This is a genomic window from Georgenia sp., assembly GCF_054605595.1.
In genome coordinates this window covers 1-26,443 of the sequence record NZ_JBTSDU010000028.1, presented here as the reverse complement: position 1 = coordinate 26,443, position 26,443 = coordinate 1, and the positions used below count along the sequence as shown (strand labels likewise).

19 protein-coding genes and 1 pseudogene are annotated in these 26,443 nt (G+C 71.5%); 4 read left to right on the top strand and 16 right to left on the bottom strand.

Annotation, left to right across the window (positions count from 1 at the left end; translation table 11 throughout):
- The 6 genes and pseudogenes from ACYC1Z_RS05555 to ACYC1Z_RS05530 all read right to left on the bottom strand — a co-directional run.
- Nucleotides 1-517 (bottom strand): annotated as a pseudogene (locus tag ACYC1Z_RS05555) (hypothetical protein); the annotation flags it as partial.
- 143 nt (nucleotides 518-660) lie between these two features.
- The gene (locus ACYC1Z_RS05550) at nucleotides 661-2,169 is read right to left on the bottom strand and encodes a DUF4082 domain-containing protein (RefSeq protein ID WP_461408546.1); all 1,509 of its coding nucleotides are present in this window, start codon (nucleotides 2,167-2,169) and stop codon (nucleotides 661-663) included.
- A gap of 480 nt (nucleotides 2,170-2,649) precedes the next feature.
- Entirely contained in the window at nucleotides 2,650-3,501 is an 852-nt protein-coding gene (locus ACYC1Z_RS05545) for a right-handed parallel beta-helix repeat-containing protein (RefSeq protein WP_461408545.1), read from the bottom strand.
- A 101-nt stretch (nucleotides 3,502-3,602) separates the two neighbouring features.
- Nucleotides 3,603-4,367 carry a polysaccharide deacetylase family protein gene (locus tag ACYC1Z_RS05540; RefSeq protein ID WP_461408544.1) on the bottom strand — a complete coding sequence of 255 codons (765 nt, stop codon included), beginning with the start codon at nucleotides 4,365-4,367 and terminating at the stop codon, nucleotides 3,603-3,605.
- Nucleotides 4,364-5,002 carry a hypothetical protein gene (locus tag ACYC1Z_RS05535; protein WP_461408543.1) on the bottom strand — a complete coding sequence of 213 codons (639 nt, stop codon included), beginning with the start codon at nucleotides 5,000-5,002 and terminating at the stop codon, nucleotides 4,364-4,366. Before ACYC1Z_RS05535 ends, ACYC1Z_RS05540 begins: the two co-directional genes overlap by 4 nt.
- 31 nt (nucleotides 5,003-5,033) lie before the next feature.
- Nucleotides 5,034-7,091, bottom strand: coding sequence for a glycosyltransferase (locus tag ACYC1Z_RS05530; RefSeq protein ID WP_461408542.1), 2,058 nt, complete (start codon nucleotides 7,089-7,091; stop codon nucleotides 5,034-5,036).
- Nucleotides 7,092-7,376: 285 nt separating this feature from the next.
- Here ACYC1Z_RS05530 and ACYC1Z_RS05525 point away from each other — a divergent pair, with 285 nt between their 5' ends.
- Complete coding sequence (locus ACYC1Z_RS05525) at nucleotides 7,377-8,540, top strand: glycosyltransferase (RefSeq protein ID WP_461408541.1); 1,164 nt, start codon at nucleotides 7,377-7,379, stop codon at nucleotides 8,538-8,540.
- Nucleotides 8,541-8,576: 36 nt separating this feature from the next.
- Here ACYC1Z_RS05525 and ACYC1Z_RS05520 read toward each other — a convergent pair whose 3' ends face one another.
- A complete protein-coding gene (locus ACYC1Z_RS05520) occupies nucleotides 8,577-9,260 on the bottom strand; it encodes a hypothetical protein (RefSeq protein ID WP_461408540.1) in 684 nt (227 codons plus the stop codon).
- A 107-nt stretch (nucleotides 9,261-9,367) separates the two neighbouring features.
- Between ACYC1Z_RS05520 and ACYC1Z_RS05515 the strand changes: the two genes are divergently transcribed.
- Both ACYC1Z_RS05515 and ACYC1Z_RS05510 read left to right on the top strand, forming a co-directional pair.
- Nucleotides 9,368-10,111, top strand: coding sequence for a hypothetical protein (locus tag ACYC1Z_RS05515; protein ID WP_461408539.1), 744 nt, complete (start codon nucleotides 9,368-9,370; stop codon nucleotides 10,109-10,111).
- 10 nt (nucleotides 10,112-10,121) lie between these two features.
- Nucleotides 10,122-11,435 (top strand): O-antigen ligase family protein, encoded by a 1,314-nt coding sequence (locus ACYC1Z_RS05510; protein ID WP_461408538.1) that lies wholly within the window; start codon nucleotides 10,122-10,124, stop codon nucleotides 11,433-11,435.
- 76 nt (nucleotides 11,436-11,511) lie between these two features.
- Here the strand turns inward: ACYC1Z_RS05510 and ACYC1Z_RS05505 are convergent, their stop codons facing one another.
- The 8 genes from ACYC1Z_RS05505 to ACYC1Z_RS05470 all read right to left on the bottom strand — a co-directional run bounded on the left by ACYC1Z_RS05505 (nucleotide 11,512) and on the right by ACYC1Z_RS05470 (nucleotide 23,872).
- On the bottom strand, nucleotides 11,512-12,966 hold the full coding sequence (locus tag ACYC1Z_RS05505; protein WP_461408537.1) for an oligosaccharide flippase family protein: 1,455 nt from the start codon (nucleotides 12,964-12,966) through the stop codon (nucleotides 11,512-11,514).
- Nucleotides 12,967-13,007: 41 nt separating this feature from the next.
- Complete coding sequence (locus ACYC1Z_RS05500; RefSeq protein ID WP_461408536.1) at nucleotides 13,008-14,135, bottom strand: DegT/DnrJ/EryC1/StrS family aminotransferase; 1,128 nt, start codon at nucleotides 14,133-14,135, stop codon at nucleotides 13,008-13,010.
- On the bottom strand, nucleotides 14,132-15,370 hold the full coding sequence (locus tag ACYC1Z_RS05495) for a glycosyltransferase (RefSeq protein ID WP_461408535.1): 1,239 nt from the start codon (nucleotides 15,368-15,370) through the stop codon (nucleotides 14,132-14,134). Before ACYC1Z_RS05495 ends, ACYC1Z_RS05500 begins: the two co-directional genes overlap by 4 nt.
- Nucleotides 15,367-16,065: an acetyltransferase gene (locus ACYC1Z_RS05490; RefSeq protein WP_461408534.1), complete on the bottom strand. Its 699-nt coding sequence runs from the start codon at nucleotides 16,063-16,065 to the stop codon at nucleotides 15,367-15,369. The genes ACYC1Z_RS05495 and ACYC1Z_RS05490 overlap by 4 nt, the downstream gene beginning before the upstream one ends.
- Nucleotides 16,066-16,068: 3 nt before the next feature.
- The gene (locus ACYC1Z_RS05485; RefSeq protein WP_461408533.1) at nucleotides 16,069-17,214 is read right to left on the bottom strand and encodes a DegT/DnrJ/EryC1/StrS family aminotransferase; all 1,146 of its coding nucleotides are present in this window, start codon (nucleotides 17,212-17,214) and stop codon (nucleotides 16,069-16,071) included.
- Nucleotides 17,211-18,248, bottom strand: a complete 1,038-nt coding sequence (locus ACYC1Z_RS05480; protein WP_461408532.1) for a dTDP-glucose 4,6-dehydratase — start codon at nucleotides 18,246-18,248, stop codon at nucleotides 17,211-17,213. Before ACYC1Z_RS05480 ends, ACYC1Z_RS05485 begins: the two co-directional genes overlap by 4 nt.
- Nucleotides 18,245-19,375: a Gfo/Idh/MocA family protein gene (locus ACYC1Z_RS05475; protein ID WP_461408531.1), complete on the bottom strand. Its 1,131-nt coding sequence runs from the start codon at nucleotides 19,373-19,375 to the stop codon at nucleotides 18,245-18,247. The genes ACYC1Z_RS05480 and ACYC1Z_RS05475 overlap by 4 nt, the downstream gene beginning before the upstream one ends.
- Before the next feature lie 81 nt (nucleotides 19,376-19,456).
- On the bottom strand, nucleotides 19,457-23,872 hold the full coding sequence (locus tag ACYC1Z_RS05470; RefSeq protein ID WP_461408530.1) for a DUF4082 domain-containing protein: 4,416 nt from the start codon (nucleotides 23,870-23,872) through the stop codon (nucleotides 19,457-19,459).
- Between the two features lie 795 nt (nucleotides 23,873-24,667).
- Between ACYC1Z_RS05470 and ACYC1Z_RS05465 the strand changes: the two genes are divergently transcribed.
- Nucleotides 24,668-25,540, top strand: coding sequence for a glycosyltransferase family 4 protein (locus ACYC1Z_RS05465; RefSeq protein ID WP_461408529.1), 873 nt, complete (start codon nucleotides 24,668-24,670; stop codon nucleotides 25,538-25,540).
- 62 nt (nucleotides 25,541-25,602) lie between these two features.
- Here ACYC1Z_RS05465 and pth read toward each other — a convergent pair whose 3' ends face one another.
- Complete coding sequence (gene pth, locus ACYC1Z_RS05460; RefSeq protein ID WP_461408528.1) at nucleotides 25,603-26,202, bottom strand: aminoacyl-tRNA hydrolase; 600 nt, start codon at nucleotides 26,200-26,202, stop codon at nucleotides 25,603-25,605.
- Nucleotides 26,203-26,443 lie beyond the last annotated feature (241 nt).

The following is a 26,443-nucleotide window of genomic DNA, read 5'->3' as shown; positions in this document are numbered from 1 at the left end:
CCCCGTCCCAGTCGCCCACCAGCACCGTGTCGCCCGAGTTCCCGTAGACAACCACCTTGTCCGCGACACCCGAGCTCACGGAGTTCTTCACGTGGAACACGTTCCCGCGGCGCACGGCCACCGTGACCACCCCGTCCCCGTCCCAGTCGCCCACCAGCACCGTGTCGCCCGAGTTCCCGTAGACAACCACCTTGTCCGCGACACCCGAGCTCACGGAGTTCTTCACGTGGAACACGTTCCCGGCACCTTCGATGACGCCTCCCTTGGCGGCGGCCGGCTCGGACGATCCGATACTCACCACCCCGATGGTGAGCAGCAGAGCTGCCCCCGCCGTGATGATTCCGTGCTTCTTGGTCCTGCTGGTTCCCTGTGTTGTCGTCATGGTCGTGCAGTGCTCCCTCTCGCCAGTCAGGCGTATTGGTGTGCGCAACTCGCTTGTTACCTTCGATCGCCGGCGGCCGAAGTTGACCCGTTCGGCGATGAGGTCGGCACGGAGAGCGGAGCCGCTGTTGCGCATCGGTCGGGCGGCATCCCCGCAGACGGCCGCGAGTGCGGCCGTGGAACATCGGTGGGGCGGCCCTGCCTGCACGTGCCCCCACCGGACACCTCACGAGCCAGGGGGCTGCGCGCTGCGGTGCGCAGCCCCCTGGGTGGGTCCTGCTAGTTGATCGGCGCGCCGGTGTCGGCCGAGACGTTCCCGGACATGGTGACCGGGACGTTGCGGTTCAGCGGCCCGTACCGGGCGTTGGACCCGAACGTGTTGCCGGTCAGGCGGATGTCGTCGATGTAGTACTTGCCGTAGTCACCGTCAAGGATGTACACGGTGTAGTTGCCACCGTCCAACCAGTTGTCGGCGACGACCACGGGACCGGGCGCGGACGGACCGAGGTCCGGGGCGATGAACAGTGCGGCGTTGCCACCCGGACCGCTGACGTCGATGACGTTGTTGCGCACCTCGACGTTACGGACACCGCTCTGGATCTGGCCTCCGTCGGCGTGGGCACCCGGACCGGGGGTCAGGTCGTGGATCCAGCTGTCGACCAGCTTGACGTTGCTGCCCAGCTTCACACCGTCGCCCGTCACGGAGTGGATGTCCACCCGCTGCGCCGTCCAGTTGTCCCCGGCGATGGCGTTCTCGAACCCGGAGACCTCCGAGTTCACGATCGTCGCACTGCCCGAGCGGACGTAGACGCCATAGGTCCCGCTGCCGGAGATCTTCGAGTTCTTGATCACCACACCGTCAGCCTCGACCGTGATGCCGCCCCGGATGTCACGACCGTCGACAACCGTGTTCGCCCTCGTGATCGTCATACCCGACGACGAAGACAACGACACACCCGACGGCACACCCGTGTTGGACACACCAGGCTCACCGCTGCTGGTCGGCGATACCGGCTCGGTCGTCGGCTCGGTCGTCGGCTCGGTCGTCGGCTCGGTCGTCGGCTCGGTCGTCGGCTCGGTCGTCGGCTCGGTCGTCGGCTCGGTCGTCGGCTCGGTCGTCGGCTCGGTCGTCGGCTCGGTCGGTGCCGGCTCGGCAGTCTCGGTCCGGGCGGTCGGCACGAACTGGATGTCCACCCAGTAGTTCGTGGAGTTGTAGCTCGTGGTCGGGAAGGCCGAGCGGCTGTCGTACTTGTAGACGCCGCTGTCCGCGGAGGCACGGAGGAACTCCGAGGACTTGGACGAGGAGAAGTCGGCGTTGGTGGCGGCATACCGGCCGCGGGGGGCGAACACCGACACGGTGTAGGTCTGACCCTCCTTCAGCTCGACGGGCTTGGGGAACGTCACGGAGACCCAGCCCTTGCCGTCCGTCGGGGTGAACTTCGCGGTGGTGACCGCCTCGCCCGAACGATTCCAGAGAGTCCCCGTGCTCGGTGTGCTGGATGAGGCCTCGCCGGCCTGGTACGCCCGCGCGCCGGTCGCCTCCCCGTCAACCTTCGCAGTGAACCGCATTCCGACCTCGACGCCCTTTCGGTCGTTGAACGCCTTGACCCGGCCGGGCTCATCGCTGGTGAGCAGACCGACGGGTTGCGACGATTCCGGGTACGAGAGGGCGGGCTGGGCGGAGGCCGCGAAGAGTGCGACGACTGCGACGAGTGTGGTCAGGAACAGCAGGGCCGTTCGGCTGAGTGCTCCTGATCTGAGGGCACGCGTATTGGTCGTCAACTGCATAGGTACTCCCTGGAGTCGGAGATCTGGTTGCGTCACAGCGGCGGGACTGCACACTGACTGCCGTGCTCGAGGACCGCCGGGTAACGACTTCATAACAATCTGTACGTCGAGTTTGCGGGAAATCCCTGTCCCAATCAAGTGACGCGGAGGCGTGCCGAACCCGCCGGGGCAACACGGTGGCGTTCCCGACCTGCGGCGATGTGGTATAACCGCAGGTCGTCATGACGCCCTGTGAAATGCCCCACAGGGGACGGGTTGTTCTCCCGGGCACGACATGGCGTCAGCCCGCTGAACTGGGCGTTCGTCGTGACGGCGCGGGACCGGGCGCGCAGCGCCCATGCGCAGAGATGGGCACTTCTCCCCATCCGCACGATCTCGCCACCACGCTGACCTGCGTGTTCATTCCGAGGGCTCGAAGAATGCCCCCGAGGAGCGTCGGCAAGCTCCCCTGAGGCGGTCTGCTCGCCGGTCTGCGCGCCTTCAGAGGTCCAGTGCGGCTCCGGTGTCGTGCCAGACATTCCCGGAGTCCGTGATCTCCACGTTGATCGCGGCCGGACCGTACCGGTAGTTGCGGCCGAACCTGTTGTCGATGAACCGGATGTCGTCGATGCGGAATCGTCCGTTGCTGCCGTCGAGGCAGTAGACGATGTAGTTGCCACCGTCGAGGAGGTTCTCGGCGACGACGACCGGACCGGGGCTGTCGGGCCCCAGGTCCGGTGCGATGAAGATCGCGGCGTTGCCGGACGTACTGGTGCCGCCCGTGCTGACGTCGATGATGTTGCCGCGGATCAGGACGTCCTCGACCCCGCTCTGGATCTGTACGCCGTCGGCATGGGAGTCCGCCGACGGCGCGAGGTCGTGGATCCAGCTGTCGGTGAGCACCACGTTGCTCCCCACCTTGACGCCGTCGGAGGTGGCACCGTGGATGTTCAGGCGCTGCGCGGCCCAGTCGTCACCCGCGACGGCCGCCCCGAACCCGATGATCTCGGTGTCGAGGATCTCGACGTCACCTGACTCGACGACGACGCCGTAGTCCTCCGCGCCCTGCGCCCGGATCTCGGAGTTGCGAATGACGACGCCCGGTGCCGCGACGATCACGGTGCCGCTGACCGATGCGGCCTCCAGCACCGCACCCGCAGCGTCGAGGCGGACAGGCCCGTCGACCGGCGTGAGGGTGGTCCCCGCCGGGACTCCGACCGCAGGCACGCTGCCCGCCCATGCCGCCGTTCCCGCATACGCCGGGTGGACAGGGGGATCCGGCACACCCACCTGCCGCCCCAGGAGCCACGCGGCGCCCAGGGCGACGGCGATGCCGAGCACGGCGAGGGTCATCCAGGCACGGGTACGACCGGGACGGCGGGGGCGTCGCCCGTCGATCGAGACGAGTCCGCCTTCCCCGTGCCTCCGACGGGGGCCTGGACCGTGGCCGCTCATCAGGGCCTGAACCACGCCGTCCGGCGGGGTGAGCCCTCGGACACCAGCGCCGACACGGTGCCTCCGCGGAGCCGCCGCTCCGCCGCACCGTCGAGCAGCAGCCGGAACATCGCGATCCGGTCGAAGGTCGGGGGGACGCTCCCGGGCGGCACCACGAGCCCGTCGTGCAGCAACAGGATGGAACCCGGTTCGAGGCCCACCAGTCCTCTGGCGGCAACCACGTCGGGCGCATCGTCCACCCAGTCCTGCGCGTACGGTCCCCAGACGACGACGTCCAGGCCGCACGCGCGGGCGGCGAGGTAGGTCCGCACCGACTGAGCCCCGAACGGCGGCCGGAAGTACCTCACCCGCCTGCCCGCGAGATCCTCGAGCATCGTGCGTGCGGAGCCGAGACGACGGCGCAGCTCACCGGTCGCCACCAGGGTGAGCCGGTCATGGGTGTCGCTGTGGAGCGCGACCTCGTGCCCGGCCTCGACCATCCGCGTGACGAGCCGAGGATGGGCGATGGCGCGGCTCGTCAACAGGAAGAAGGTGGCCCGCACGTCCCGTTCGGCGAGCAGATCGAGGAGCGCCGGCGTCACCACCGGATCCGGCCCGTCGTCGAAGGTGAGCCCGACCGCCCGAGAGCCCGTCCTCGCCCCGGCCAGGGAACCGACGGGCGCGAGCACGACGTCCGCCCAGCGACGCACCCGGCCCCGCGCTGTCGGCGAAAGCTTGTCACGAAGTCGCCACACGAGGCTACGGGTCCGGCTCTGCGTCGTCATCGGGAGATCTCCTGGAGTAGATCGCGGGACACCTGTGGCCACGTGAAGTGGGAGCCGATGTGCTCGGCGGCGGCCGGCCGGCACCCGACGACGAGTCGCAGTGCGGGCACCCGCGCCCGCGCCAGGCGGAACGCCTCGAGGAGGAGCGGTCCGCCCTTCTGCTCCCAGTCGGCGCCGACGAACAGCACGTACGGGCTCTCGGTGCGGATCACCCTCGTGCCCGGCGTCCGGGCGGTGACGTGCGTGCCGACCTGGACGACGACCTGGCCCGCGGGTAGCTCCAGGAGGCGCTCGGCGAAGCGGTCCGACATCCGGTCGAACCCACGCCGGGACCAGTACCAGTCGGGACGGATCGTGGGGTGGCTCCGACTGCGCCGTCGACCGGGGAGGACCGCACCGGGCGAGACCGCCCCCGTGACCAGGTCGTGCCACCGCAGGTCGCGGGTCCGGATCGGCACCACCCGCACACCCTGCTCCGTCACTCCGGTGAACAGGCGGCGGCTGTAGCCGCTGAACGTGTCCGGGTGCAGGGGGTCGCGCGTCGCGACGGCGACGATCTCATCCACCGCGCCCGCCCCCGCCGAGCGGGGGTCAGCACCGCCCAGCGTGGCACCACCGTCCTGGCCCGCCGTCATGCCTGCTCCCCGCACGTCGCACCCGGCCCGGTCACGTGTGCGCCAGTTCTGAGATGACGTCGGCCTTGGAGTCCCAGCTCGCCGTCAGGACGGCCTCACGCCGACTCCGTGGACCGTCCACATCGCCGCGCGCGGCGTCCAGCGCCGTCCGCACGAGGGAGATGAACTCGTCGTGGCTCCGGGCGACGCCGACGAGTCCGGCGTACTTCTCCACCTCCGGGTAGAACGTCGAGACGACCGGGAGCCCGAGGGCGAGGTACTCCTTGAGCTTGATCGGGTTGCAGCGGCGGATCCACTCGTTGTCCTGCCAGGGCATGAGGGCGACGTCGAACGCGGACCCGATGGCCGGGATCTCGGCGTAGGGCCGGTGTCCCAGCCACCGGACGTTCGGCAGCTCGACCAGGCCGTCGACGTCGGCGGTGATGTCCCCCGCCAGGACGAGGGTCGCGTCGACCTCCAGCGCCACACGCTTGAGCAGCGCGACGTCCACGGTGTACTCGTTGATGCCGCCGAAGAACCCCACCACCGGCCCGTCGACGTCCGCGAGCGCGGGTGCGCGCCCCACCCGGCGGAAGTGCTCGAGGTCGACCCCGTGGTCGAGGAAGACGGCGCGGTCACCGGAGAGCTGCCGGTCCTCGTCCATGAGCTCCTGGCTCACGTACACCACGTGGTCGGCGTCCCGGAGCAGAGTGCTCTCCATTCTCTCGACCAGCGGGCGGTTCACGCCGGGCATCTCGGAGTGCTTGTCCGACCGGTTGTAGATCACGTGCCGGAACCCGAGCCCCTCGACGATCGGCGCCGCCGTCGGCACGGTCACGAGGCAGGCGGGCCGGACCATGCCCAGGCGCCGCGCCTCTCGACGGACCTGCCGGCGGACGAGGGCCGCGTTGGCGGTGGCGAGGAGGCCGGAGCCGTAGACCGGCAGGAAGAACGGGGTCATCACGGCAAAGTTCGGCCGGTCGGCGACGGGGTGCTTCGTGCGCCGCAGCATGGAGCGGGCCTTGCGGATGACCCGCCTGCTGAACTGCCCCGTCCGGCCGGGGACAGGGGCGCGCACCCCGATGGAGTTCACGACGAGCACCGGCTCACGTAGCGCCATCGAGCGCATGAGCTGGAGCTCGGAGTGGGCGGTGTTGTGGTACCACCAGTCGACCGCGGCGAAGCACACCCAGCCGCGCGCCGGCCGGGGATCGTCGACGGCGCCGCGCGTCAGCGCGCGCAGTGCCGCGCGGTGGGTGCGGCTCGGGCGGACCGAGCGCAGCAGCTCCCCCGCGGCGAGCGCCCCCCGGAACGCGAGGGCGGCCACCCGCCCGTTGCGCTTGCGGAACAGCCGCACGCGGTTGCGCGCCATGAGGGCGTAGAGCGACGGCGACGTCATCCCCTCACCGCCGAGGTGGGTCGCCACCGCGTCCGGGCAGTAACGCACGCGGTAGCCGGCATCGTGCGCTCGCAGGGCGTAGTCGGTCTCCTCCGAGTAGAGGAAGAACGACTCGTCCCACGCACCCACGTCGCGGCGGCACCGCGGCGAGATCAGCCAGGCCGCGCCCGTCGCCCAGTCGACGTCGTGCGCACGGGCGTAGGCGCGCTCGCCCACGACGAGCTCCCCATGACCGGCCCGGCCCGCACGGCGACCGCCGAGCAGGGACTCGCAGAGCGCACCCCTGAGGGAGGGCTCCCGCCGGAGCGACGGGGCGGTCTCTCCGGCGGCGGACACGAGCCGCGGTACCGCGATGCCCACTGCGGCGTCGTCGAGGGCACGCAGGAGCGGCTGCACCGCGCCCGGCTCGAGCCTGATGTCCGGGTTCAGGACGAGCACCGGCTCGTCCGGCCGCACCAGGGCGCGGATCCCGTGGTTGATCGCGGCCGCGTAGCCCAGGTTGCTCCCCGTCTCGACCACCTCGACCCCGGGCATGGCCTGCCGAGCCACCGCGGGCGTCTCGTCCGCCGAGTGGTTGTCCACCACGATGACGCGGACCGGTCCGCACCCGTCCAGTGCCGCGGGGAGTGCGCTCAGGCAGTCCTCGATGACGTCGCGCGACCGGTACGTGACGACAAGGACGTTCAGCACGGGCTCGGTGGTGCCACTCATGTTGCAGCTCCCGCGCCGGCCGAACCGGACGTTGTAGAAGGTGCACGGCTACGGCGAGGGTACCCACGGCGCAGGACGCGCGAGACCGGTTTGGGCGCCGACTTCGGGCGGGTCCGGGCGCGCCGCCGGCGCCGGTTCGTGCCCCGGCCCGCCATCACCCTCGCTATGGTGTCGCCAGTCCCGGAACCCCGCCCCGTGCCTGGGCGGGACCCGGTGCACGTACTCTCCGGCTCGCCCCTCACCTGGGACCGAGCACGGGCCGACCACGTCGTATCGGAGTATGAGATGAGCGATGAAGCCGCGTTCCGGCCCGGTTGGGACGAGGTCGTGATCATCGCCTCCGGCACGTCATGGGACGGGGTGCCGCTGTCGGAGAAGCACCTCGCGCGCCACCTCGCGGAGCGGGTCCCCGTCCTGTTCGTCGACCCCCCGGTCTCGCCGCTCTCGCGCCTGCGCAACCCCGCGGCCGCCGCCGCGAGCGGCGAGCCGCCGCTGCGCCTGGTCGCGCCGAACATCGCCCGCCTGACACCGCGGACGGTCCCGGGAGTGAGCCGACCGGTGCTGCGCGACGTCGCGGCATGGGCGACGCGGCGCGCCATCAGGAGGACGGCCCACGCCCTCGGTGCCCGGGTCCGCGCCCTCGTCGTCGGTTCGCTCGACGACGTCCTCCACGCCTGCGACGCCGATCTGCGGGTCCTGTACGGGACGGACGACTGGGCGGCCGGCGGTGAGCTCATGGCGCTCTCCGACCGCTGGCTCGTGCGGCGTGAACGGGACCAGCTCGAGAAGGCCGACCACGTCATCGCCGTCTCGGAGACGCTCGCGCGCAAGTGGGAGCCGCGAGCCCGCGCGGTGAGCGTCATCCCCAACGGTTGCGACGCCGAGCTCTTCGAGCGCAGCGACATCACGCCACCGGCCACCGATGTCGACCTCCCGGGGCCGATCGCCGGCTTCATCGGCCACCTCTCGGACCGGATCGATCTGGAGATGCTCGAGCGGGTCGCCGAGACCGGGCACTCCCTCCTCCTCGTGGGGCCCCGCCAGTCGACGTTCGCGATCGAACGGACCGAGCGACTGTTCGCGCGCGAGAACGTGCGCTGGCTCGGGCCGCGTCCCTTCGAGGCGCTGCCGTCCTACATGCGCCTGATCACGGTGGGCCTCACCCCGTACGCGAACTCCCCGTTCAACCGCAGCAGCTTCCCGCTGAAGACGTTGGAGTACCTCGCCGCGGGCCGTCCGGCCGTCGTCACGGACCTGCCGTCCTCGCACATGCTGCCGCGTGATCTCGTCACGATCTGCGCGGACGCGGGCTCGTTCGCCGCGGCGACCGTCCGGCAGCTCGAGGCACCCGGGGACGAGGCACTCGGCCTCCGCCGGCGGGCGTATGCCCAGCAGCACAGCTGGGCCGCCCGGGCGGCCCAGATCGCGGAGCTCATCGGCGTGGGCTGACCGGACGCGGTGCCCGATCCCGGCGCCGCGCCGACGTCAGACCGCGACCTGGTGGTCCTGTCGGTGGTCCGCACGGACATGGACGCCCTCGCGCCGCGCCCGCCCACGCGAGTCGATCACGACGGCGGCGGCACCGGTGAGTATCACGCCGATCAGCCCGGCCGCACCGACCGCCCTCATCCGGCTGCCGTCGTCGTAGCGGTAGGTCGGCTCGGCCGGGTTCAACCGCGTCAGGATGCGGTCGGGCCCAGGCACGCCGGCCCGGTCCTCCAGCCCGCTCAGCGCGGCCTCGACCTGTGCCAGGGCCTTGGTCATCTCGGCCTCGGCCTCGACCCGCGTCGCACCGGCGGCCTGCACATCCAGGATCGGATCGTCGAACCGGTAGTCCCACTGGCCACCGGCGTTCGGCAGGCGGACCGAGTGACCGTGGACGACGCCCTCGTCGAGGAGCGTGACGCCTTCCGCCGTCGCCTGGTAGCGCGCGTCGGGGCCCGCGACCGCCCGCGCCACGGCGCCCGCGGTGCTGACGAGGGACTGCGTGGTGACCGACAGGGGGTTGAACTTTCCCTCGGTCGGGACGAGGAAGACGACGTTCACCTGACCGAACCAGACCCCGGGCAGGACCCTGATGCCGAGCACCACCCCGGCGGTGAGGGCCAGTCCGACGAGCACGACGTACCACCGCCGGATCAGGCAGGTGAACAGTTCGTACACCGTCATGGCCCCGATCGTCTCACGCCCGCGCTAGCGTGGTGGGTGTAGCGGCGGTCGGACACCGGTTCGGCGGTGCCCGGTCGGCCGGACCAAGAACGACAGGAGCGCATGGCGTGCAGTTCTCGGACCTCCTGGCGGTCATCAGGCGCCGATGGCTCGTCGTGGTCCTCGGCGTCGTCCTCACCGCGCTCCTGGGCTTCGGTGCGACCAGGCTCGTCCCGATCGAGTTCGAGGCGAAGTCCTCCATCCTCGTCATCCCTCCGACATCGACACCGAACACCGGCGGCAACCCCTACCTCGCCCTCGGTGGTCTCCAGGTGGTCGCCGACGTGCTCGCGCGGGCCATGTCCGACCCGTCGACGGTCGAGGAGGTCACGCCCCCGGGTGGCGCGGCGGAGTTCGTCGTCGAGCCGGACGCGTCGAGGAGCGGACCGATGCTCGTCGTCACGACGACCGATATCAGCCCCGAAGGTGCGGTCGAGCTCCTCGCCCGGGTGGTCGAGCTGGCCCCGGAGAAGCTCAGCGTCCTGCAGAGCTCGGTGGACGCGCCCCCGCAGACCCAGCTCGAGATCGCGGTCATCGCGCAGGACACCGAGGCGCTCCCGCTGTACAAGGGCCTGATCAGGGCACTCCTGGTCGTCGTCGCCGCCGGCCTCGGCCTGACCGCCGCGCTCACCGTGGCGATCGACAGCCTGCGCCGTCGTCGGGCCGAGGCGACTCCGCCTCGCGAGGAGGTCGGCGACCACGCGGACGCCGGCGCCCCCGAAGAGCGTGTGTTCTCCTCCCCCGACGTGAGTGCCGGGGCGGTACCGGCCGAGCAGTTCCGGGGGCGTCGCACGCCCGCCCGACAGGCCTGAGGCGCAGCCGGTGTCGGGGTTCACCCTTCGGCCCGAAGGGCGTACGGCACGTAACCTGCGCAAGGTCGCACCTCCTGACGCCGGGACCGGGGTCCTCACCCTGTACCTCGCCGCCCTGATGTACGTCCCCGCCAACCTCACGTTCGCCCCGCTCGGTGCGGCCGGGACGCCGTCGCAGATCGTCGGCCTGCTGGCGGGCGTGCTGTGGCTCCTGACCAGGCTCGAGCGGACGACGGGGGTCGGCGGCAGGGCACAGCCGATCCGCATCGCGATGCTGCTGTTCGTCCTCGCGGTGCTTGTGAGCTACGTGGCCGCGATGATCAGGCCGATCGCCGGCGAGGAGATCTCCGGAGCCGACCGTGGGCTCCTCCTCGTCCTGTCCCTGACCGGTGTGGTGCTGGTTGCGAGCGAGAGCCCGCCCCTCGAGCACGTCACCACCCTCGTCCGGCGGCTGTCGATCGCCGGCGGCGTCGTGGCGGCGCTGGGGCTGGTCCAGTTCGTCACCGGCGATGCCGTCATCGACGTCATCCAGATCCCGGGGCTCAGCGAGAACAACACGCTCACGAGCATCTACGACCGGAACGGGATCGTCCGCGCGGCCGGCACCGCCACGCACCCGATCGAGTTCGGCGTGGTGCTGGCCATGCTGCTCCCGCTCACGCTGCACGTCGCGATGACGGACACCCATCGAGGTCGCCTCGTGCGTTGGCTCCCCGTCGCCGCGATCGCGCTGGCCATCCCGGTGTCCGTCTCGCGCTCCGCCATCGTCGGCGTGGTCGTCGCTCTCGTCATCGTCATGTCGGCGTGGACCCGGCACGCGCGCCTCGTCGCGCTCGGGGCCATCACCACGGTGCTCATGGTCGTGTTCGTCACGGTTCCGGGGATGCTCGGGACCCTGACCAGGCTGTTCACCGGCATATCGACCGACGGCAGCGCCCGGTCACGCACGGACAGCTACGGCATCGCGTTCGACTTCATCGAACGCAGCCCCATCGTCGGGCGGGGGTTCTCGACGTTCCTGCCCCGGTACCGGATCCTCGACAACCAGTTCCTCGGGCTCCTCATCGAGACCGGGATCATCGGCGTGTGCGCGACTCTGCTGCTCTTCGGGGCCGCCTTCGTCACGGCGCTGCGGCTGCGGAAGCAGACCACCGATGCCACCGTCCGCAGCATGTCACTCGCGCTGGGTGCCATGGTGGCGGTCGGCACCTTCAGCTTCGCCACCTTCGATGCCTTCGGCTTCCCGCAGGTCGTGAGCCTGTTGTTCCTCGGGATCGGGCTGATCGCCGGTCTCCGGATGACGCTCCGCGCCACGGGGCCCTGAGCCCACTCGCGCGCGGGTCCGCCGCATGCGGGCACGCCATGAGCAGGTCCGCCGCGGGCGCCGCACGGCGACGACGTCACCGCGTGGCGCCGTCCGCGAACAGGCTCCTGGCCGTCCGCCACGCCGGCCGGCCGGCGATCGCGACATAGAGCAGAGCCCCGGCCACCCCGCCGGCCGCGAGCAGCCAGAAGCCCTCCGGGAGGGCACGCAGGAGCAGCACGGACGAACCCCAGACGAGAGCCGCCCCCGCGAGCGGCGCCAGCCAGTCCTTCACCATCCCGAGCACGGACACTCCGGCGCGGTGCAGCACGATGCCCAGCAGCGGGACCACCACCACGACGACCACGACCGCGTGCCCCGCGGCAGTACCGACGATGCCCCACGCGCCCGTCCCGACGACCAGGGCGGGGACGAGGGCGACGAGCCACACCGCGTGCAGCCACATGTTCGCCCGGGTGCGCCCGATGGCGACCAGGTAGTCATAGGTGAGCTCGACGACCATCCGGCCCAGGCTCAGGACCACGAGCGCCGGGATCACGGCGGCGGCAGCGCGCCACTTCTCCCCGTAGACGAAGACCACCAGCGGCTCCGCGTACACCGCCAGCAGGGCGCAGAGCGGCACCGCGACGGCGACGAGGAGAGCAGTGGCCTGCCGGAAGCCTTCGGGGCCGTCCCCTCGTTCGTTGAACCGCGCGAACGCGGCCATCGACACTCGCCTGACCGCGGTGGAGACCAGCGTGATGGGCCATGAGCACAGGTTGAACGCCAGCATGTAGAGACCGAGCTCGGTGGTCCCGAGCATCCGCCCGACGACGACGTAGTCGACGTTGACGAGGACGAGCAGGAGCAGGCTCGCACCGGCGAGCGGGAGGCCGAAACGCAGGAGCTCGCGGGCCACTGCGGGGTCGAAGCCGGGGCGGTACGTCTCCGGTGCCCAGAGCACCGAGAGCAGACCGCTCGTCAGCGTGCCCACCACCGCGCCCCAGGCGAGCCCCCACGCCCCCAGCCCGTCGAGGGCGAGGAGAATCGTCACGGGGGTGCTCACCAGGAATGCGACGAGATCGATCTGCAGGCGGCGCCGCTGCATGAACGCCCGGGTCATGAGCGCCACCGGCACGGCCGTCGCCGCGTCGACGAGCACGCCGACCGCCATGAGCCGGACGACGCCGGTCGCCTCGGGTGCCCCCAGCGCCGTGGTGAACGCCGGCGCGAGGAGAAGTGCGAGCCCGAAGATGACGCCCGACGACGCCAGGGCCACGGTGTTCACCGTGGGGGCGATCCGCGCGACCGGGCCCGGGGTCCGGACGATCGCGAGGCTCACGCCCAGCTCGTTCATGCTGAGCATGACGTTGAGCGCCACGAGCGCCACGGCGAACACGCCGAAGTCCTCGGGCAGGATGATGCGCGCGACGACGACGTTGGCGAGGAACGAACCGATCCGGCCCACGGCGTTGTTGAGGAAGCTCCAGCCGAGACTGCGACCGATCTGCCCCTCGAGGGCTGCTCCCGCGTCGCCTGCCGGGGGTGGCACCGCCGCGTCGCCCGCCCGGGGTGTCCTCCCGCCCACAGAGGTCAACGCGACCCGCAGGCTTCGCGCAGCGCATCCGCAACCCGCACCTGGTGCTCCGGCGCGATGTGCGGGTACATCGGGAGCGAGAGGAGCTCCGCGGCAGCCCGTTCGGCCACCGGGAAGTCGCCCCGGGCGTACCCGAGGTGCCGGAACGCCTCGGTGAGGTGGACGGGCTCGGGGTAGTGCAGCGCGGCACCGATGCCCGCCTCGTGCAGCGACCGCAGGACGCGGTCCCTGTCCGGGAGCCGGACGACGTACAGGTGCCACACGTGGGTGCTGCCCGGCAGGCTCCCCGGCAGCGTCACCTCGTCGATGTCGGACAACAGCTCCGCATAACGCTCCGCCGCCCGCCGGCGCAACTCGTTCCACCGGCCCAGCCGCGCGAGCTTGGCACGCAGGACGACAGCCTGGATCGCGTCCATGCGTGAGTTGAAGCCCGCGACGCGGTGGACGTACTTCTCCTCGCTGCCATGGTTCGCGAGGAGGCGCACCTGCCTCGCGAGGTCCTCGTCGTCCGTCGTGACCGCACCCGCGTCGCCCGCGGCGCCGAGGTTCTTGCCGGGGTAGAAGCTCGTGGCGGCGATCGCGCCGAGCGAACCCGCCGCCCGTCCGTGGCGCGTCGCCCCCTGGCTCTGGGCACCGTCCTCCACGAGGACCGCCCCCCGCGCGGTCGCCACCGGCTCGATCTGCTCGACGGGAGCTGCCTGCCCGTACAGGTGCACCGGGACCACGGCGGCCGTGCCCTGGGTGATCACGTCCGCGACCGATGCCGGGTCCATGAGGAGCGTCGCCTCGTCGACGTCGCTGAACGTCGGCCGAGCACCCATCCGGGCGGCCGCACCGGCCGTCGCGACGAAGGTGTTGGCCGGCATGAGGATCTCCTGGCCGGGTTCGATACCCACCGCACGGTAGGCGAGCTCGAGGGCGTCGGTCCCGTTCGCGACGCCCACGCAGTGGCGGACCTGGCTGAACTCGGCGAACTCCGCCTCGAAGGCGGCTACCCCCGGCCCGCCGACGAACGCCGCCGTCGTCAGGATGCGATCGATCTCGGGGCGGATCTCCGCGAGGATCTCCGCCTGCTGGGCCGCGAGATCGACGAAGGGGACGCTGCTGGTGGCGGTGGTGGTCATGTCGTGCCTCTCGACGTGCGTGTCATCGCGTTGAGCGTGTTGAAGTCCTCCGCCGCCGCCCGCCCCAGCCGCCGCGCGATCTTGTGGCGGAGGTCGTGGCGGGTCACCGCGGCGAACGAGGAGGCGAGCCCGGGCAGCGTCCGTCCCGGTGGGACGGGCGCGGCGCGGACCTCCTCGTACAGCGCCTCCATCGACGCGGCGGCGGCCGTCAGGCTGTACCGGGCGTGGACGGTCTGCCGGCCGAACTCACCGAGCCGGGCCCGCTCGCGCGGGGCGTCGGCCAGCCCGGCGAGAATGCGGCCGAGTGCCGGTGCCCCGTCCTGGCCGTCTCCGATGCCGTACCACCCGCGCTCGAGGAAGGCGGGTAGCGACGCCGGTTCGAGGAGCCTCCAGAACCCCCGCTCCCCCTGCACCACGAGCGGCTTGCCGAACGCCATGGCGCGCAGCGCGGAGCCGCCCATGCCCAGGACGATGTCCGCGGCGTCGTAGAGGCTGCGGGGGTCGGCGAGGTTGCCGGTGAGGGTGACGACCTCGCGGCCCGCCGCCGCGTTCACCCGAACCGCGGCGGACTCGACCTCGGGCCGCGCGGGCCCGTCACCGGCGACCAGGAGCCGGACCGGCAGGTGGGTGGCGAGCGTCGCCGCTGCGCGGGTCGCGGCCAGGATGCCCTCGAGCTTGAGCTGCTCGACGAGCCGGGATACGACGACGACAAGGAGCTCGGACGCCTCGATCCCGTGGGCGAGCCGCGACGCCGCCGGGTCGATCGGCCGGTCCGCCAGGGTGTCGACCGGGGGCTCGAGCACGGTGACTCGTGGGCGCCGGCGGCGCTCGACCGCGGCGATCGCCTCGGTCCCCACCGTCATGGGCAGCCGTGCGGGGATGAACGGCGCCACCGCCATGGACATGATCGTGCACACGACGGGCGTGCCCAGCCGGACCAGGGGCCCGTACACGGCGTCGATCGTCGGCGGCCACTCGAACGCGTGGACGATGTCGATGTGCTCGGCCCGGACCACCTCGCTCAGGCGCCGCATGACCGCCGGCGAGGGTCGCAACCGCGGCGTCGGCGCGGGCCGGTAGGTCAGCCCCCGCTCACGGAGCACGTCGACCAGCTCGCCGTCGGGGCCGAACACCACCACGTCGTGGCCACGTCCGACGAGCGCGGTGGCGAGGTCGATCGCGTTCTTCTGGCTCCCACCGACCTCCATCGAGTGCGGAAAGACGAGGATCCTCACCGCGACACCTCGCTCCCCGCGGGCGAGCGGATGGCCGGCGCGCCGGCGGCCCGGCCGAACCGGAGCCGGCGGGCGGGCACGCCCACCCACGTCTGCTCGGGTGGGACGTCCGCGAGGACGGCGGCCCCCATCCCGATGGTGGTGTCCGCCCCGAGGGACGTGCCCTCGCGGACGCTCGCGTTCATCCCGACGTAGGACCGTTCCCCCACGACGACCGCCCCGCCGAGGCTGACCCCGGCGCAGATGGTGGCGTAGTCGCGAAGGACGTCGTCGTGGGTGAGGGTGGCGTTCGGCATGACGACGACGTGGTCGCCGATGGTGACGTCGGCGGTCACCGCCACGTGCGCGAGCAAGATGCTCCCCGCACCCACGGCGCACCCCGCGGGGACGTCGACGGAGGGATGCCGCACCCGGGCGTAGCGGGACGGGGACACCCCCGCCCGGGTGAGCCGGGCGACCAGCAGCTCACGCACCCGGCCCTTGCCCGCGCACACGAGCACGTCCGCCTCCGGGTGGTCCCCGACGGCGTCGAGCCCGCCGAGCACGCTCGCGCCGTCCACCTCCCCGCCGTGTCGGGCGGGGTCGTCGTCGAGGATCCCGACGACGTCGTGCGTGCCCGTCGCCCGGACCACGGCCAGCGCCTCGCGCGCCAGCCCACCGGCGGCGACGAGGAGCAGCGGCGGCGCAGGGGTCATGGGTCAGACCCGCGCCGGGACGGCGGACAGCGCCTCGACGACGCGGCCCTGCTCGTCCTCGGTCATCTGGTGGAACAGCGGCAGGATGAGCGTGTTGTCGGTGAGGTGTTCCGTGACGGGCAGCGACTGCCCGCCGGTGTCACGGTCGCGGTAGGCGGGCTGCCGGTGGGCGGCCATGATGCCGCGGCGCGCCGAGATGTCCGCGGCCGCGAGGTGGCCGAGCAGACCGTCACGGTCGAGCGGGTACTCCGACCCCACCTCGGCCCAGTAGGACTGGAAGTTCGCCTCGCCCCACGCCGGGTCGGTGACGGCCCGCAGCCCGGGGATGTCCGTGATCGCCTCGGCGTAGCGGCGCGCGAGCGTGCGGCGCCGGGCGACCATCTCCTCGAGCCGGCCCAGCTGGACGATGCCGACGGCTGCCTGCAGGTCCGTCATCCGGTAGTTGTAACCGATCTCGCCGTACTCCTCGGCGGGAGCCAGGACGCTGGCGTGGCGGGCGGCGGCGGAGACGCTCATGGCGTGCTCGCGCAGGCGGCGGGCCCGCTCGGCCCACTCCGGGTGCGAGGTGGTGAGCATGCCGCCCTCGCCGGTGGTGAGGAGCTTGCGGGGGTGGAAGGACCAGGCCGCGATGTCGGCACCGGCGCCCACCGGCCGGCCACGGTAGGTGGAGCCGGCGCCGCAGGCGGCGTCCTCGACCACGACGATCCCGCGCGGGTCGCACAGCTCCCGGATCGGGTCGAGGTCCACGGGCACGCCGCCCTGGTCGACGGCGATCACAGCCGTGGTCCGGTCCGTCAGTGCGGCTGCCACGGTCTCGGCGGTGACGTTGCCGGTGAACGGGTCGACGTCGACGAACACCGGCCGGGCACCGGCGTGGACGGCCACGTTGGCGGTGGCGACGAAGGAGAAGGACGGGACGACGACGTCGTCACCGGGCTGGACGCCCGCGACGACGAGCGCGAGGTGCAGCGCCGCCGTGCAGGAGGACACCGCCACGGCGTGGCTCGCCTGCTGGTGGGCGGCGAACGCCTCCTCGAACGCGGCGACGCGCGGGCCCTGGGCCACCCAGCCGGAGGCGATGACCGCGGCCACCGCGTCGATCTCCTCCTGACCGAGCCAGGGCTGCATGACGTTGACGCGGCCGCTCATCGCGTGGGCACACCTTCAGGTCGGGGCGCCGTCCAGTTGCGGTCCTCGATCCGTGCGAGCATCTCACGCGGGCTCTGTGGTCGTGTTGCGAACCACCTGACCAGCTCGTCGACGCCGTCCTCGAGTGCGACAGCAGGGCGGAACCCCGTCAGCTCGGCCATGTAGCTCGCATCGACGAGGAGGCGTCGAACGTCCCCCGGCCTGTCAGGCATGTGCACAGCTTCGAGCTCGGGGAGACCTGCGGCACGAACCACCTGCGCCATGAGGTCGTTGATGGTGACCTCGCTGCCGGATCCGATGTTCACCGTGCGACCCACGGCCTCGTCACAGGCCGCGAGCGCGAGGAGCCCCGTCGCGGTGTCGCTGACGTGGAGGAAGTCCCTCGTCTGCTGCCCGTCGCCGAAGATCAGCGGGGGCAGCCCGCACAAGGCTCTGATGATGCTGCGCGGAAGGACCTCGCCTGAGTCCCCCTCGAAGTGGCTCCGAGGACCGTACGTGTTGAACGGTCGCACGACGACCACCGGGAACCCGTGGGTGCGGCAAGCGGCTCTCGCATACGCCTCGCCCGCAAGCTTGCTCGCCCCGTACACAGTCTCCGGCCACGTCGGGTGCCGTTCGTCCATGGGCGCGTACTGGGCGGTGCCGAACACCTCGGAGGAGCTCACGTGGACGAATCGTCGCACGTCGGCCCGGCGCGCCGCCTCGAGGAGGAACAGGGTCGCGCCGGCGTTGACCTCGTGGTTCTCCACCGGGTCGTGGAGGCTGTGCCGCACCCCCAGGCATGCGAGGTGGAAGACGACGTCGATCCCGTCGAGGGCCTCGGTCACCGCCTCCTGGTCCCGGAGGTCAGCCACGCGAAGATCGAGGCGGGCGTCACCGCCCAGCGCCGGGAGATTCTCCCGGCGCCCGTTCACAAGATTGTCCAGCACCCTCACCCGGGCCACCGGGCCGGCGAGGAGGTGCTCGACCACGTGGCTGCCGATGAAGCCACCACCGCCTGTCACGAGGATGCGGGCACCATCGAGTGAGGTCATCGGAGAACTCCAGAGGTCGTCGTGGCGGGGATGGGCTCGTCGAGAGGGAACCCGGGTGCCCCGGTGTCGTTGCCGGTCTCGGGTGTCACGAGGCGCCCGGACTGGGCGAGGCTGATGGTGGCCGCCTCAAGGACGCGGAGCACCCGCACGCCGGCGTACCCACTGGTACGCGGCGATCTGCCCTGTCGAATCGCGCTCGCAAGCTCACCGACCATCTGGCCCAGCGCCTCGCGCTCGGGCAGCGCGGGCGCCCAGGCGTCGCCGAGCCGGTAGGAGATGTTGGCGGCGGCCTTGCGTCCCCCGGGAGTGAGCTCGCCGAGGTCGACGCCACGGTCGTAGACCGTCAGGCGCTGGTTCGGGTTGAGGTCGTCCCACACGAGGGTCTGCTTGCTGCCGCCGACGACCATCTGCCGGATCTTCGTGGGGCTGAGCCAGTTCACGTGCACGTGGGCGATCGCGCCGCCCGGCAGCGGGAGCGTGAGGTAGCCGACGGAGGACTGCCCGGCACCGATCGGATCCGCGCCGTGCGCGGCCACGCCGGTGGGGGCCAGGCCGCCGGGAAGGATGAAGTCGAGGATGGACAGGTCGTGCGGGGCCAGGTCCCAGAACACGTCGACGTCGGGCTGGACGAGCCCGAGGTTGATGCGCACCGAGTCGACGAAGTGGATGTCGCCCAGGGCGCCGTCGGCGATGAGCTCGCGCATCTTGAGCACGACGGGCGTGTAGCAGAAGGTGTGGTCGACCATGAGGACGCGGTCCAGCGTGCGGGCGCGGTCCACCATCTGCCGGGCGAGGTCGCTGCGGTCGGCGAGCGGCTTCTCCACGACGACGTGCTTGCCGGCCTCGAGGGCGGCCAGCGCGATCGGGGCGTGGGTGTGCGCCGGCGTCGCGACGGCGACCGCGTCGATGTCGTCCCGGGCCAGGAGCTCGGCCGTGTCGGACATGACTTCCACCGTGCTGCGGGCACCGACGACCCGCCGCGCCCGGTCGGTGTCCAGGTCGCAGACGGCGACGAGGTCCCAGTCGGGGTGGTTGCGGAAGTTGCGGGCCAGGTTCGGCCCCCAGTACCCGGCACCGATCACGGCGGCGCGCAGGGGCGTGTGCTCGGTCAACGTGTCTCCTGACATAGGCGTGCGGCCCCAGGCGGGTGCGGCTCGATTCTCCGCCGGGCGGCGAGAGATGTCTGAGGAATGAGCGGCGGACTTCGGTCACGAAGTTGCGAAGAGGACGTCCACGAAGTAGTTGGCGTCGCGGAACGTGCCGGTCGGGAACCCGCCGCCGTACCTGAACCGACCGTTGCCGACCGCCGGTGCGGTCAGCGGCCCGGCCGTGTGGTCCGCCGCGAAGAACCAGTCGGTCCTGGAGAACCCTCCGCCGGGCGCCAGGTAGGACACGACGTAGGTCGTGCCCGCCGTGACCGCCACGGGCTCGGCGAACAGTGCGCTCTGCCACCCGGTGGCGGTCTCACCCGTGAACTCCACGGTCGCCAGGAGCGTGCCGTCAGCGGTCCACAACGAGCCCGTGTGCACCCCGGTGTTGAGCGGCCCCTTGTAGAACCGCACCCCGGTCACCGTCCCGACCTCGGCAGACGTGAACGCCGTGCCCAGCTCGAGCAGGTCCGTGTCGGGCACCGACGCGACCGCGGGCGCCAGGCTGCCGAAGAGCGTGCACGGGCAGCCCGGCGCCGGCGGCGGCTCCGGTGCGGGTTCGCGTGGTTCGAAGACGAGGTCGACGAAGTAGTTGCCGGAGCGGTAGGACGACGTCGGGAACCCGCCGCCGTAGGTGTAACGCCCGTTGGACGTGCCCGCCGTGAGCGGACCCACCGTCACCCCACCGACCCCGAAGTAGTCGCTCGTCACCGCATACCCACCCGAGGGTGCGAGGTAGGAGACGACATACGACGTCCCCGCCACCACCGCCACCGGCTCCCCGAAGGACGCGGTCTGCCACCCGGTGGCCGTCTCGTCGACGAACGCCACCGTGGCGAGCTGCTCACCGGTCGCGCTCCACAACGTCCCCGTGTGAGCCCCGGTGTTCGTCGCCCCCTTGTAGAAGCGCACACCGGTCACCACCCCGGGCACCGACGGCGTGAACTGCACACCGAGCTCCACCCTCGAGCCGTCCGCCGTCGACGCCGTCGTCGGCACCACACCGGAGAACAGCGTGCACGGGCACCCGTCGGCCCCGGCCGTCTCGAACTCCCAGCTCGCCGCCGCACCACCGGTCCCGGTCACCGCGACCGTGTACCGCGTGCGCTCGGCCAACGGGGCCGCCGGGGCGAACGTCACCACCAGGCCGTCCGCCGAGACCGACACCGTCCCCGCGACCGCCCCCGCCGCCGACGTCACCGCCACGCTCACCCCGGCCGCCACCGCCACATCGAACCGCGCCGTCACCACCGCGTCCGACCCCACACCCAACGCCCCCGCCCGAGGCAGACCCTCGACCAGGACCGGCGCCGGTGCGTCGGGCTCGAAGACGACGTCCACGAGGTAGTTGCCGGAGGTCCTGGCGCCGGGGAAGGTGTCAGCGTAGGAGTACGTGCCACCGTTCGGCGGGACGGTCAACGGGCCGCGCTGGTACGTGGCGCCGAAGGAGCCCGCCGTGTAGGAGTACCGGCCGACCGTGGTGCGGTAGGAGGCGACGTACTCGACGCCCTGCTCGACGGCGACCGGGGTGGCGAAGGTGACCGTCTGCCAGCCCTGGGTGCTCTCGCCCGAGAACGTCGCCTCGGCGAGCTTGGTGCCCCCGGCCGACCACAGCGCGCCGGTGTGCGTGCCCACGTTGCCCGGGCCCTTGTAGAAGCGGACCGCGCTGACCGTGCCCGGAGTCGTGGCCGTGAACGTCACCCCGAGGGTCACGGCGTTCGAGTCCGGGATCTCCAGCACGGTGGGCTGTGTGGTGTCGTTGAACAGCGAGCACGGGCATGCCCCCTCCGGGCGGTCGGCCGCCGCGGTGGTGAACGACCAGCCCGCGTCGCCGCTGATGCCCAGGCCCTGCGAGTCGACCGCCGCAACCGCCACCGTGTACCGCGTGGCCGGGGCGAGCGGTTGTGCCGGTGTGAACGTGGCCCGGCGCGTGGCGACGTCGTAGCCGACCTGCCCGGCGACGGCGGTGCCGTCCTCGGCGGTCACCGAGACCTGCACGCTGGCGGGGTCGACCGGCTTCGACATCGTCGTGGCGATCCCCGTGGACCACGGCACGCTGGTCGAGCCGCCGAGGGGCTCGTGGGCACCGATCGTCAGCGGTGTGTCGTCGACGGTGCTGAACACGACGTCCACGAAGTAGTGGCTCGAGCCGAAGCGCGAGTCCGGGAACGTGCCGGGGCCGGCGTACACGCCGGGCGCCGCGACGCCGAACCCGCCGGCCACGTTCAGCGGGTTCGCGTTCAGGCCGCGGTACCAGAACGCGTCCGTGGCGGCGGCGTACCGGCCGACCGGGGCCGTGTAGGAGACCACGTACGTCGTTCCCGCGGTGAGCGGGACGGGCGTGGTGAAGGTGGCGCTCTGCCAGCCCGACGAGGACTCGTCGGTGAACGTGACGTTGCCCAGCCGCTGCCCCGTGGCGGACCAGAGGGACCCGATGTGCTGGCCGGTGTTGCCGGTCCCCTTGTAGAAGCGCACACCCGTGGCGAACCCGTCGATCTGCGGGCTGAAGCGGAGCCCGAGCTCGACGGCGCCGTCATCGGCGACCGCCGGAGTCTTGGGGACGGTGGAGCCGAAGATGCTGCAGGGGCAGCTGACCTCCAGCTCGACCCGAGCGGGGGTCCCGATGTTCGCACTGTCGTCGACGGCGCGGACCAGCAGCGGTGCGGTGCCGGTCCCGGTCTGGACGTACGTGTAGGACCAGGCCGTCGTGCCCTTGGCCGGGTGCCACGAGTCGCCACCGTCGGTGGAGACCTCCACCCCCGCGACGCGGCCGCCGACGTCGGTGGCCGTCCCGGAGGCGACGACCGAGATGCCGTTGGCCACCTCCTGGCCCGCCACCGGGCTCGTCACGGTGACGGTCGGACCCGCCGTGTCGGTCGACTTCGTCGCGGCGACGAGGCCGCTCTGCAGCGTCGTCGGCCGGCTGTCCATGTCCGCCAGGAGGTTGACGGTCGCCTGCTGCATGCGCGGGTCGGCCGGGGCGCCCGCACCGTCGTGGACCTGGTCCAGGCCCCAGGCCCACTGGATGCTCGCGGAGGAGAACACGAGCGCGCCGGACGCGGCCCGGTACAGGGTCGTGTTGTGGTTCGTCGTCCCCGGCGCGACCCGGCTGCCGAAGTCCTGCAGGTACTGGGGCACGGGTCCGACGGTGGTGGACAGACGGACGAGGCCTTCGGGCCGGAACCCGTTGTCGAGGTCCTCGTTCGACTCGTACCCGACCGTGTGCGGGGCCAGCTCGGCGGAGCCGCCGGCCGGCAGCGACGCGAGCGAGGTGTGGCGCCACAGGCGGAGCCTGCCCTCCTCGGCCGAGACGGTGACCGGGAGGTCGACGTCGTTGACCATGTACGCGGTGCCGCTCACGGCGTTCTCGGGCAGGCCACCGCCGTTCTCGGGCGCGGCGAAGCGCGGGTCGCGCCAGGTACCCGTCCACTCCGGGGAGGGGTCGATCTTCGCGTCGTCCCACGTCTCCTTGTAGGAGGTCATGGTGCGGTAGGGCGTGGGGGCGCCGGCGGCGGCGTTCTCCCACCGGACCCGCCAGTACGCCTCGTTGCCCGTGAAGAACCCGAGGTGGACGCCGGCGTCGCGGGCGGCCTCGATGTTGGTGCGCTGCGGACCCGACCAGTACTCGTCGTGACCGGTGGAGGTGAACACCTTGTGGTTCTGGATGAGCTCTCCGCGCCGGGCCGAGTCGACGTCGGTGGTGTAGCTGACGTCGTAGCCGTTGCGCTCGAGGAAACGCACCATGGCGTACTCGGAGGCGAAGTAGAAGTCACGCCCGGCGGACAGGCCACGGGTGGCGAAGGGGCGGTTGTAGCTGAGCTTGTAGGCGCGGCCGTTGACCGCGCCCTGGTAGAAGCTCGCACCGCCGTAGGTGTTGTAGGCGTGCCAGGTGGTGTCCGAGGTCTGGAAGAAGACGTCGGAGTCGCTGGCGTCGTCGCGCACGACGAAGGTGATGTGGCTGACGTCGCCGGTGTCCGGGCGGCGGAGCTTCGCCACGTAGACGCCGGAGACCGCGGTCGCCGGGACGGCCCAGGTGGCGGAGACGGCCCAGTTGCCGCAGTCGTAGAGCTCGGTGGTGAGGTCGCTCAGGCACTCGGGCTGGACCTGGGGCAGCGTGGCGGACGGCTCGACCGTGTCGATCTCGCGCGCACCCTTGCCCTGGTACCAGCCGGTCCGGTAGATCGTGATCGTGTAGTCGGCGGCATCGGTGTCGATCTTGAAGTCGATGCTCCCGCCGACGTTGACGCTGATGTCGGTGGAGAACCCCTGGATGCCGCCGTCACCGGCTCCCTGGATGTCCCAGACCGCGGGGTCGGTCCCGGGCTTGGAGTTCTCGCAGGAGATCTCGTTGCCCTCCGGCCCGCACGGGTCCGAGGCGGCCACCGCGGGTGCCGCGACGGACAGCGCCAGGGGGGCGAGGAGCAGGGAGCCCGCCAGGGCGGCCACCATCCGCCGCGCACGCACCAGTCTCGTCATGGCTCCTCCAGCTCCTCACGCGGCCGGTTCCTTGCCGCGATACCCCGGCGTGCCCGGGGACCCCGGCCACGCCGAGCATTCGCAAGTCTTGTGCGGTCGAGACGTCGCAAGGGGGGCTTTGGCGGGTGAATTGCGGGGATCCGAGTGCCGCGGCGGGTGAGTGCGGGTGAGACGAAGGGTGAGCGAGGGCGACACCGCCGCCCGGCCACTGAGTACGCCAGCGCAGGTCAGGCACGCCGCGACCTCAGGCGTCTCCTGTGCCGGCACCGACCAAGGGGTCACGGCCTGAAGATCGGATACCACGCATCGACCTCCCGAACTCGCCATCTCGAAAGGGCGTGAACGGTACTGTCGATCCCGCACTGACCGCAGAAGTCGTGCAGATCGTTTCGAGCCAGGAGACTGCATCATGCCAGTGCCGCGTACGCCGAGACCGCTTGCGCCGCGCGTCACGTACCGCCCGGGCGAAGTCGTCGTCAACTGCCTCACGGTCAAGCGGTCAGTGGTATCCCGCTGCGGCCACCACCGGCCGGCCCTGACCGCGTGATGCTACGTCTCGGGATGGCGTGCCACTGGGGACCGACGCCCCGCACGACGTGGTCCGGCACCCCGTGGCAGCTTCGCAACGCACTGCGGAGCCACGCAGATGTCGTCGATGTCGGTCCGGAACTTGCTCCTCCTGTTCGTAGCGCGCTCCGGGCTGCCGGGGTGCGCCGATCGAACGGGAGATGGCGGTCGCAGTGGCGCCACTCTCGCGCCGCGATCACCCTCCTCGAGCGAGAGCTGCGCCGCCAGGTGAGTCGATCTAGGCCGGACGTCGTCCTCGAGATTCAAGATCTCGGAGCGACAGATGTGCCGTACCTCATCATGCAGGACCTCAGCTATGCCCTCCTGCTCGAGCGATTCGGGCCGGGCGGCGTCCCGCACTTCCGAACGCTGAGTCGTCGTCGGATCGAGGAGCTCCACCGCCGGCAGGAACGCATCTTCGAGGGCGCCGCAGCCCTCCTGCCGATGAGCTCCTGGCTCGCAAGCAGCATCGAGAGATCAGGGGTCGATCCCACGCGGATCCACGTCGTCAATCCTGGGATCAACATGCCCCTCGGCGATGACGACGCTCTTCCCGAGCGGCGCTCCGGTCAAGCCATGCGGCTCCTGATGGTCGGTCGGGACTTCGACACGAAGGGCGGTGCACAGGTCGTCGGTGCCTTCAAGCTGCTGAGGCGGGAAATGGGACCCCGAATCGAACTGACCATCGCCGGGCCGGACCACTGGCCGCTGCGCGGGGACGTGCCCGAAGGAGTGCGATTCCTCGGCACGGTGGCCCCTAAGGCTGTCCACGACCTGATGGACAGCCACGACCTGTTCGTCATGCCATCCCTCTTCGAAGGGTTTGGCATCGTCTTCGCCGAAGCCCTCATCCGAGGACTGCCCTGCATCGGGCGAGACGCATGCGCCATGCCCGAGATCATCGACCAGTCCAGCGGCGGACGGTTGGTTCGGTCGGAGGATCCCGGTGACCTCGCCGCCCTCATCGTGGATGCGCTTGCCGACGACGACCTCTACCTCGAGTGTGCGCGACGCGCGACGGAGCGGCTCGCTCACTACTCCTGGGATCGTGCTGCCCGGGACGTCGCCGCGGTCGCAGCCGTCGCGGCGAACCGCCGTTGACGGTCGAGCAGGAGCCTGCTCGCTCGACGACTGCCTCGGCAGCTCCACGAACGCCCTCGGCATCAGTACCCGTCGGCGGTGTGCAGCCGCAGCTGTGCAGGCTCCAGCCCGATCGTCAGGACGTCCTCGACGGCGTCCGCGGCCTGTTCGAGCGTGACCGCCAGGCCGGCGCGGGTGGCGGCCGGGAAGTCCCGCAGGACGTACTCGGCGGGGTCCATCCGCCCGGGCGGGCGCCCGATGCCCACCCGGAGGCGGACGTAGTCACGGGTGCCGAGCGCGGCGGAGATCGACTTCAGACCGTTGTGACCGCCCTCGCCGCCGCCCTTCTTCAGTCGCAGCGTGTCCACGGGCAGGTCGAGCTCGTCGTGGACGACGAGGAGCCGGCCCGCGTCGACGCCGTAGAACTGCACCAGGGCGCCGACGGGTCCGCCCGAGACGTTCATGTACGACCCGGGTTTGGCGAGGATCGCCCGCGGCCCGGGGGCACCCCCCGGACCGGTACCCAGGCGGCCGTCGAGCACCTGTGCCCTGGCCTTGTGCTTGGTGAACGAGCCGCTCATCCGCCCGGCGACGACGTCGAGCACCATCTGGCCCACGTTGTGCCGGTTGCCGGCGTACTCTCCCCCCGGGTTACCGAGGCCGACGACGAGCCACGGACTCATGCTGCTCCTTCTGACGCGCGGCGGGCCGGTACATGCACGACGCGCCCGGGCCGTGGTGGCCCGGGCGCGCGTACGTCAACGAGCTGCTGTGGGGGCTCAGGCCTCGACGGTGACGCCGGCGGAGGCGCCCGCCTCGGCGGAGGCCTCGTCGGCGGCGATGTCCTCGGCGCTGGCCCGCGGCGTGGAGACGACGACGATGACGGTCTCGGGCGCGTCCTCGATGGCGGCGCCATCCGGGACG

What these genes read in the sequence shown, in the direction of transcription:
- ACYC1Z_RS05550 (WP_461408546.1), bottom strand. Translation starts at nt 2,169, where the DNA reads ATGCAGTTGACGACCAATACGCGTGCCCTCAGATCAGGAGCACTCAGC.
- ACYC1Z_RS05545 (WP_461408545.1), bottom strand. Translation starts at nt 3,501, where the DNA reads ATGACCCTCGCCGTGCTCGGCATCGCCGTCGCCCTGGGCGCCGCGTGG.
- ACYC1Z_RS05540 (WP_461408544.1), bottom strand. Translation starts at nt 4,367, where the DNA reads ATGACGACGCAGAGCCGGACCCGTAGCCTCGTGTGGCGACTTCGTGAC.
- ACYC1Z_RS05535 (WP_461408543.1), bottom strand. Translation starts at nt 5,002, where the DNA reads ATGACGGCGGGCCAGGACGGTGGTGCCACGCTGGGCGGTGCTGACCCC.
- ACYC1Z_RS05530 (WP_461408542.1), bottom strand. Translation starts at nt 7,091, where the DNA reads ATGAGTGGCACCACCGAGCCCGTGCTGAACGTCCTTGTCGTCACGTAC.
- ACYC1Z_RS05525 (WP_461408541.1), top strand. Translation starts at nt 7,377, where the DNA reads ATGAGCGATGAAGCCGCGTTCCGGCCCGGTTGGGACGAGGTCGTGATC.
- ACYC1Z_RS05520 (WP_461408540.1), bottom strand. Translation starts at nt 9,260, where the DNA reads ATGACGGTGTACGAACTGTTCACCTGCCTGATCCGGCGGTGGTACGTC.
- ACYC1Z_RS05500 (WP_461408536.1), bottom strand. Translation starts at nt 14,135, where the DNA reads ATGACCACCACCGCCACCAGCAGCGTCCCCTTCGTCGATCTCGCGGCC.
- ACYC1Z_RS05490 (WP_461408534.1), bottom strand. Translation starts at nt 16,065, where the DNA reads ATGACCCCTGCGCCGCCGCTGCTCCTCGTCGCCGCCGGTGGGCTGGCG.
- ACYC1Z_RS05485 (WP_461408533.1), bottom strand. Translation starts at nt 17,214, where the DNA reads ATGAGCGGCCGCGTCAACGTCATGCAGCCCTGGCTCGGTCAGGAGGAG.
- ACYC1Z_RS05480 (WP_461408532.1), bottom strand. Translation starts at nt 18,248, where the DNA reads ATGACCTCACTCGATGGTGCCCGCATCCTCGTGACAGGCGGTGGTGGC.
- ACYC1Z_RS05475 (WP_461408531.1), bottom strand. Translation starts at nt 19,375, where the DNA reads ATGTCAGGAGACACGTTGACCGAGCACACGCCCCTGCGCGCCGCCGTG.
- ACYC1Z_RS05470 (WP_461408530.1), bottom strand. Translation starts at nt 23,872, where the DNA reads ATGACGAGACTGGTGCGTGCGCGGCGGATGGTGGCCGCCCTGGCGGGC.
- pth (WP_461408528.1), bottom strand. Translation starts at nt 26,202, where the DNA reads ATGAGTCCGTGGCTCGTCGTCGGCCTCGGTAACCCGGGGGGAGAGTAC.